Genomic DNA, 7364 nt, shown 5'->3' on the forward strand with positions numbered 1-7364 from the left:
TCAGATTGCCAACAGGATGTCCAGCATTTCCGCTGCGGTTGTGATCACGCGTGAGGAAGCTTGGAACGCGCGTTGGTAAGAAACCATCTTAATCGACTCTTCGTCGATGTTGACACCGGTGATCGCCAGGTGTTGGCTTTGCAGCGAAGTGTAGAGATCGTTGAGGCCTTCGGTCGCACTTTTCTGCACGCTGATTTCGCGTCCAAGTGCTGAGATGTTTTGTTCGTGGAGTCCGCGGATCGAGAGGTTGCCCAGTGACTCCATCGGTTGATCCACGAGGTCGAGCAGGTTGTAAAGCGTGTTGGTGTCCTCGTTGATTCCGCCGTTTGAGATCGCAAGCAAATCGATGTTGTCCGTCAGCACCGAGTTCACCTCGATGTCGACGGCGGATGAACCCGTGAAAAAGGTGTTCAAACCTGCGGCGGCGAGGAAACCGCTGGTGTCTTGGCCGAACGTGAACTGAGATGTGGCGGAGTCACTGTCGATCCGAATGCGGCCATCGCCAGAAATCGATGCGGTGACGCCTTCGACTGCGTTGATGTCGGCAACAATCGACGAGATCGTGGAATCATCGACGGTTCCCAGGTTTCGCACGTCGATTCGAGTGGTGCTGATCAGTTCTCCATCGGCGTCGACGATGTTGAGATCGAAGCTGCCGTTGTTCGGTTCGTAGGGCAATTCCGCTTCGCTCAGCGGCACAACGGGGTTGCTTGTGTTGCTGGAAACCAACGAGTCGAACCCGGTCCGGCCTTGGCCTTGGGAGTGGACTTGGTTCACCCCGTGAATGAGAGCCGAGGCCATTTCGTCCAGGTTTTCGATGTAGTCGCCAAACACGCCCCCCCGGGCCTCCAGGGCTGCGCCGACGATGCCGCTGGTGGCTTTCAATGGTGCATCGGTGTCGACGATTCGAACTTCCACGCCGCCCGCCTCTTCACTGTATGCGGTGTAGACTTCGCGGCGGTTGCCGTCGGCAATCAAGTAGTCACCATCGACGAAGACGCTGACGTTCCCGGAGGCTTGTTCTTGGAAGTTGATGTTGACGTAGGTGGCCAGTTCTTCCAGGTCACGGTAGCGTTGGTCGCGAAGCCCGGTCGCGTCGCTGCCCAACAAACCGCCTCCTTCAATCGTTGCGATCTCAACGTTCAACTGGGCGATTCGTTCGGTCAGACGATTGATTTGTGTCGAGGCGTCCTCCAATTCGGCATTCCAACCTTCCTGGAGTTCACCGGCATTGGTGCGGAGTTGTTGAACGTTGTTCGCGAGCGTTTGTCCTTGGATGATCACGAACTCTCGGGTGGCCGCATCGTTGGGCTGGGTCGATAGGTCGTGCAAGGCGTTGTTGAAGAGACTGAATTGCTCACTCAGTCCGCCGCCATCAAGGTCGGTGATCAAGGTCTCAAGCTGCGCGTAGGCGGAGCTGAGCGAATCCGCACCGGCCGCTGCCGTTTTCGCGTTGAACATCCGTTCGGCCAGTTGCTGGTCGATGACCTGCACGACACCGGTGGCGCGAACGCCATGGCCTTGAATCAAGTTGCCTTGGCGATAGGCTACCGCAGGCGTCTGCTCGAGACGTTGGCGGATGAAGCCTTCGGTGTTGGCGTTGGCAATGTTGTTGCCAACGACTTGCAGTCCAATTTGGGCCGCGTCGAGCGCTCCCTTGGATTGTTGGATGGTGCCGAACAGCCCCATGGTCGTCTCGCGAAAGTGTGAAGCCGAACGTTCGTGCGCGCACACGTGTGTTCGTTGAATCGGCACGCGAGGCCGTCAAACTTGACCCAATCGGTTCAGCAGGCTGAGAAGTTGCTAACTGTCGCCCCCCCCCGGCGGAGGGCGTGGTGGTTGCCACCCAAGCTCTGATCGCACGGGGCTGTTTTTTCCGCTGCTGTCGCCGATGGAGGCTCTCCGTCGGCACGGGCGCAACCAAATGGGGCCGAACGACTCAACTTTGGCATCAGAAGTGCGAAACATCGAGGTGGGCATGTCTGGCTTCACGTTGACCAAGTTTTGTTCTCCAGTGACAATTCGGTTACGGAAGTTATCGAACCCACATCGTTTTTCCCGTTGAAACCACCTCATGAGCACCGTCCCGTCGCAGCAACACGCCTCCGCCCAAGTCCCGGATCCTCGCGGGCGATTTGGCGATTTTGGTGGCCGTTTCGTTCCCGAGACACTCACGCGGGCGCTCGATGAGCTGACGGAAGAGTACGAAAAGGCCAAGCGTGATCCGGAATTCCAGCGTGAATTGGATGGGTTGCTGAAGACCTTTGTCGGTCGGCCCAGCCCGCTGTACCACGCCAAACGGTTGTCGTCGGCGGTTGGCGGAGCCCAGATTTGGTTGAAACGCGAAGACCTCAATCACACCGGTGCTCACAAAATCAACAACACGATTGGGCAAGCCTTGCTGACGTTGCGGATGGGCAAGACCCGAGTGATCGCCGAAACGGGGGCCGGACAGCACGGCGTGGCATCGGCGACGGCATGCGCTCACTTTGGGCTGCCCTGCACCGTTTACATGGGTGCCGAAGACATTCGGCGGCAAAAACCCAATGTGTTCAGCATGAAGTTGCTCGGCGCCAATCTCTCGGCCGTCGAGTCCGGTTCGCGAACATTGAGGGATGCCGTCAACGAAGCGATGCGAGACTGGATGGCTTCGGTCGAGAACACTCACTACATCATTGGCAGCGTGATCGGCCCGCACCCATTCCCCATGATGGTTCGCGATTTTCAATCGGTGATCGGTCGCGAAACTCGCGAGCAGTGCCGGGACACGTTTGGGCGTTTGCCTGACTGCGTCGTTGCCTGCGTCGGTGGTGGCAGCAACGCGGCCGGCATGTTCTATCCGTTTGTGGAAGATGAAGGCGTGCGAATGGTCGGTGTCGAGGCCGGCGGACGATCAGCAACGCCCGGCGACCACGCATCGCCGTTGTCTTATGGAAACCCAGGCGTCTTGCACGGCAGTTACAGCTACGTGATGCAGGACGAAGATGGGCAAACGTGCGACGTTCATTCGATGAGCGCTGGGTTGGACTATCCTGGCGTCGGTCCCGAACACAGCTACTGGAAAGACACGCAGCGAGTCGACTACATCGGTTGCCGCGACGACGAAGCGTTGGCGGCGTTCGAGCGTTTGGCATCCAGCGAGGGTATTTTGGCAGCCTTGGAAACGTCCCATGCGGTCGCCAAAGCCATTGAGATCGCGGGCAAAATGTCGGACCAAGAACACTTGGTGATTTGCTTGTCCGGGCGAGGCGACAAGGACTCGATGGAAATCGCTCGTCTTCGCGGCGAAGAGTGGTGAGCCACGGATGTCGTCTGACGTTTTGTTGGACGCCCTTTCACCATTGTTTACAGATTTGACATGACCGTTTGACTCTTCTTCTCTGATTGTATGTCCGCCCAAGACCGTACCCTGGATCACTACCAGGAATTGATGACCATCAACGCGACTTCGCATGTGTTGCGAACCGGTCGTGAACTGGGGTTGTTCGACGCTTTGTTGGAAGGCCAGAAAACGCTGGAAGTGTTGGCCGAACGAACCGGTTTGCCGGAGTCGCGGTTGTTGCTGTTGCTGCGGCCGCTGACATCGGTGGGCATCATCGAAAAGTACGCCGAGGACTATGCGATTTCTTCGGTGGCTCGGCTGTTGTGTCAATACGATGCGGATCTTGGCGATGCGGTTTGGCGTGAGGCTTCCACCGCTTTGAAATCGGAATCCCAATCGGCCGCCGAAACCACTGTTCCGCAAAGCCGTTTTGATTCCATCGCTGCGACTCAGTGGGTGCACACGCCAGCAGCAATGCAAGCCGCAGAAATCTTGGACTTTGGGCCGACTCCAGGAGAAGAAGGCGAAGGCGAGGGCACGGTTCTGAGTTCTGATCAATCGGAGCCGCAAACCTTGCTGGACCTGGGATGTGGGTCGGCGGTTTGGAGTTGTGCCGCGGCTCATCGTGACCCGCAACTTCATGTCACATTGGTGGATCACCCCGGCGCTTTGGAAGCCGCCATGGCCACTGCGAATTCAATTGAATTGGGCGATCGTTTCGAGTCCATCGAAGGCGACGCTCTGACGACGGAGCTTCCTGAGAATCGATACGACCATGTGTTGATCGCTCAGCGACTCAACAGCTACTCGGCCGATCAGATTCGTCTGATGTTGCAACGTGCGACGTCTGCGGTGAAGCCCGGCGGACGAGTGATCGTGATTGATTCGTTTGAAGGCCCGAACCGACCGAGTCTGGCGGAGTCGATCGAAGCGTTGCGGATCGGTATTGAAACGGAAGGCGGTGCGGTGCCCGAACTGAAAGAGGCTCAGGAGCGAATGAAAGATGCCGGGTTGGAATCGATCCAGTTCACCTTCATCGCTGCCAGTCGCGTTGGTTTGGGCCTGATGACTGGAATCAAGCCGTGATGGTTTCCAAGCCTTCGTCGCGAGACGCGAGTGTGCCAGTCGAATCTGACATGGGCGATGACCCATGGTCGTGGTGGCGGGATCGCATGCCCGTGACGAATCATTGGGCTTACTTCGATCATGCGGCCGTGGCTCCGATCAGCCAACCTGCCGCGGAAGCTCTTCGTTCATTCGCTGATGTTGCCGCATCACATGGTGATGTCCACTGGATGGATTGGTCGAGCGCCGTCAATCGACTGCGAGACTTGACGTCGGAATTGATTCATTGCGACAAGGAAGAAGTCTCCTTGGTTCCCAACACGACCACGGGAATCAATCTGGTGGCCGAAGGTTTGGATTGGAAGCCCGGTGACAACATGGTTGTTCCGGAGGGCGAGTTCCCAAGCAACCTGTACCCGTGGCTGAACCAGCAATCTCGCGGCGTCGAAATTCGAATCGTTCCGCGTCGCGATGGACGCGTCGAAGTCGCCGACTTGATGGGGCACGTCGATGAACGCACGCGATTGATCTCGGTCAGTTGGGTTGGTTACGCCAGCGGTTTTCGTGTGGATCTGGATCATTTGGTGAAAGAAGCACATTCACGTGGCGTGCTGGTGTTCCTCGACGCGATCCAGGGATTGGGCATGTACCCGCTCGACTTGCGAACCTGCGATGTCGACTTCGTGGCTGCCGATGGGCACAAGTGGTTGCTGGGCCCCGAGGGTGCCGGGGTGGCGGTGATTCGCAAACGTCATCTGAGTTCACTGCGTTGTCCGACCGTGGGTTGGAAGAGCGTTGAGAACGCTCACCTGTTTTCAGGTTCCAAGTTTGAGTTGCGTGAGGACGCCTCCCGTTTCGAGGGCGGTTCGCTGAACCAATCGGGAATGATCGCGTTTGCAGCCAGTTTGGAGATGTTCACCGCCGTGTCTCAGCGATTCGGTGCTGACGCGATTGGAAACCGCGTTTTGGAACGAGTTCAGCGTCTTCGCACGATGCTGACTCAGGCCGGTGCGAAGTTGTTGTTTGGACCGTGGGATGAGACGGCTCACGCCAGTGCGATCACGACGTTTGAAGTGCCGGGGGAATCACCCGACGATTTTCGTGCTCGGGCGCTCGATGCGGGCGTGGTGATCAGTTGTCGCGGTGGCGGCATTCGGGCCAGCGTTCATGTCTATAATGACGACGCGGATTTGCAACGATTGGTCGATTTGGTCGCCTCGTCCCCCGCTGTCTCTTCTTCCAATCCAGCGCGGAGCTGATCTGTTTTGACTCTGAACTCCTCCCATGACGCGGGTGAGCTTTCGCACTCCATCGCTGTGTACACCGGTTCTTTTGATCCGGTCACGCTGGGGCATTTGCACATCATTGAACGTGCATCGAAGTTGTTCGACACGTTGGTCGTTGGAATCGGCATCAACGCGGACAAGAAGGCGTTGTTCAATCCCGAAGAACGGATCGAATTGGTGCGAGCCATTTCGGATCACTTGCCGAACGTTCGGGTTGAGACCTTCGATGGATTGGCGGTGGAGTTTGTGCGTTCGCTTGGTGCCAGTGTGATGGTGCGAGGGATTCGCCCCCTGACCGACATTGCGGGCGAGTTCACGATGATGATGGCGAACCGTCAACTCGACGCGGAAATCGAAACGGTGTTCTTGATGGCCGACGAACGATTTGCTCACGTCAGTTCTTCGCTGCTGAAACAGATCGCGATTCTGAGCGAAGACGATGAGCACTTGGCAAAGTTTGTTCCGCGTCCAATCATCGCGTCGTTGCGTGCGAAACTTTCCGCACAAGCGTTCTGAGACTCACCGGGAATCAACATGATGTCCGAGGAGTCTGTTCCGCCAAATTCAACATCGCCGACCCACGCTCGGCAGGTCCGCACGGCGATGTCGGAACGGTTGCCGCCTTGGGGCGTGTTGGTTCTGGAGAGTCATCACGCTCCCGGTTTTTCGATGCAGTGGCGAGAGCACCCGTTTGTCAAAATCGTTTACTTCCTCAGCGGCGCCGGGACGTTTCATCTGGATGATCGTTCCCTCGAATTCTCTGCTGGCGACGTGTTCGTGATCGCACCTCATCTGCGGAATCGGATCTGCGACGGCGAAGGCACGCCGTCCAGTTTGTACGCCGGGTGCATCTGCGAGAACGTTTTGAAAGCGGAACCTGTCACCGCGTCGAGGATCACCTCGGGCAAGCTGTCCGGCGGCAACCGACAAACGCACTTTGTCGCGTCAAAATTACGACGAATGGTCTACACACAAAACTTGGCGGCGACGTCTTGCGGCATCGACATGATGGTGGATGCCTGGCGGCTGCTTCGCGGGGTCACAGATTATGACTGTGATCGCAAGTCTGGCAGCATTGAATCGACGTTGGCCCCGTCCGGTGTTGAGCAAGCATCCGATGTCGAGGTCGTTCGGCAATACATCCATGAGTTGCAGACGTCGTTTTTGGAAGCCACCACGATCGATGCTGCCGCGAATCAACTGAATTTGTCTCGCCGTACCTTCACTCAGTTATTTCGTGAACTGACTGGCACGACTTGGTTGCGGCGAGTGCGTGAACTCGGAATCGAACACGCCAAGAAATTGTTGCGGGAAACTGATCTGCCAATTGCATCGGTTGCCTTCGAATCCGGTTTTGCTGATCTCTCCACGTTCTATCGAAGATTCACCACCATGGTCGGCCAATCCCCCGCTGCCTATCGGCAGCAGACCAATTCAAATGTCTGAGAGTTGAGGCCGAGTCGGATTCCGTTGTTGGTTGGGATGACTTCGCGCCGCCCATCGACGACGGCCCCTCCCGGGGCGAATCGTTTCATCGATTGCTCAGGGGAAAGCTGCAAGACCACTCATGGTGTGAACACGTCGAACAGGGTGTCGGGCGGCGTTTGACTTTCGTCGGCTTGGGCAGGGGGTGGTTTGGAGGCCGATTTTTTTCGAACGGCTTTCTTCTTCGACACGGCTGTAGACTGCTC

The 7364-nt window shown here is 57.2% G+C and carries 6 protein-coding genes; 5 read left to right on the plus strand and 1 reads right to left on the minus strand.

All coding sequences use genetic code 11. The features are described 5' to 3' along the window. Window positions 1-1689, minus strand: a complete 1689-nt coding sequence (gene flgK, locus ACF8AM_RS16240) for a flagellar hook-associated protein FlgK (RefSeq protein ID WP_392556641.1) — start codon at window positions 1687-1689, stop codon at window positions 1-3. A gap of 385 nt (window positions 1690-2074) precedes the next feature. On the opposite strand from flgK, the gene trpB reads away from it, so the two are divergent. The 5 genes from trpB to ACF8AM_RS16265 all read left to right on the plus strand — a co-directional run bounded on the left by trpB (window position 2075) and on the right by ACF8AM_RS16265 (window position 7119). Then, a complete protein-coding gene (gene trpB / locus ACF8AM_RS16245; RefSeq protein ID WP_392556642.1) occupies window positions 2075-3298 on the plus strand; it encodes a tryptophan synthase subunit beta in 1224 nt (407 codons plus the stop codon). A gap of 90 nt (window positions 3299-3388) precedes the next feature. Next, window positions 3389-4408 (plus strand): class I SAM-dependent methyltransferase, encoded by a 1020-nt coding sequence (locus ACF8AM_RS16250; RefSeq protein ID WP_392556643.1) that lies wholly within the window; start codon window positions 3389-3391, stop codon window positions 4406-4408. Beyond that, window positions 4408-5646 carry an aminotransferase class V-fold PLP-dependent enzyme gene (locus ACF8AM_RS16255; RefSeq protein WP_392556644.1) on the plus strand — a complete coding sequence of 413 codons (1239 nt, stop codon included), beginning with the start codon at window positions 4408-4410 and terminating at the stop codon, window positions 5644-5646. Before ACF8AM_RS16250 ends, ACF8AM_RS16255 begins: the two co-directional genes overlap by 1 nt. A 6-nt stretch (window positions 5647-5652) precedes the next feature. Further along, the gene (coaD, locus tag ACF8AM_RS16260) at window positions 5653-6189 is read left to right on the plus strand and encodes a pantetheine-phosphate adenylyltransferase (RefSeq protein WP_392556645.1); all 537 of its coding nucleotides are present in this window, start codon (window positions 5653-5655) and stop codon (window positions 6187-6189) included. 18 nt (window positions 6190-6207) lie between these two features. Beyond that, window positions 6208-7119, plus strand: a complete 912-nt coding sequence (locus ACF8AM_RS16265) for a helix-turn-helix domain-containing protein (protein WP_392556646.1) — start codon at window positions 6208-6210, stop codon at window positions 7117-7119. Window positions 7120-7364 lie beyond the last annotated feature (245 nt).

Source organism: Rhodopirellula sp. JB055 (genome assembly GCF_043100905.1).
Lineage (GTDB): Bacteria > Planctomycetota > Planctomycetia > Pirellulales > Pirellulaceae > Rhodopirellula.

Bases quoted from the DNA above. Each gene is read 5' to 3' on its own strand.
- flgK (WP_392556641.1), bottom strand. From the start codon at position 1,689: ATGGGGCTGTTCGGCACCATCCAACAATCCAAGGGAGCGCTCGACGCG.
- trpB (WP_392556642.1), top strand. From the start codon at position 2,075: ATGAGCACCGTCCCGTCGCAGCAACACGCCTCCGCCCAAGTCCCGGAT.
- ACF8AM_RS16250 (WP_392556643.1), top strand. From the start codon at position 3,389: ATGTCCGCCCAAGACCGTACCCTGGATCACTACCAGGAATTGATGACC.
- ACF8AM_RS16255 (WP_392556644.1), top strand. From the start codon at position 4,408: ATGGTTTCCAAGCCTTCGTCGCGAGACGCGAGTGTGCCAGTCGAATCT.
- ACF8AM_RS16265 (WP_392556646.1), top strand. From the start codon at position 6,208: ATGATGTCCGAGGAGTCTGTTCCGCCAAATTCAACATCGCCGACCCAC.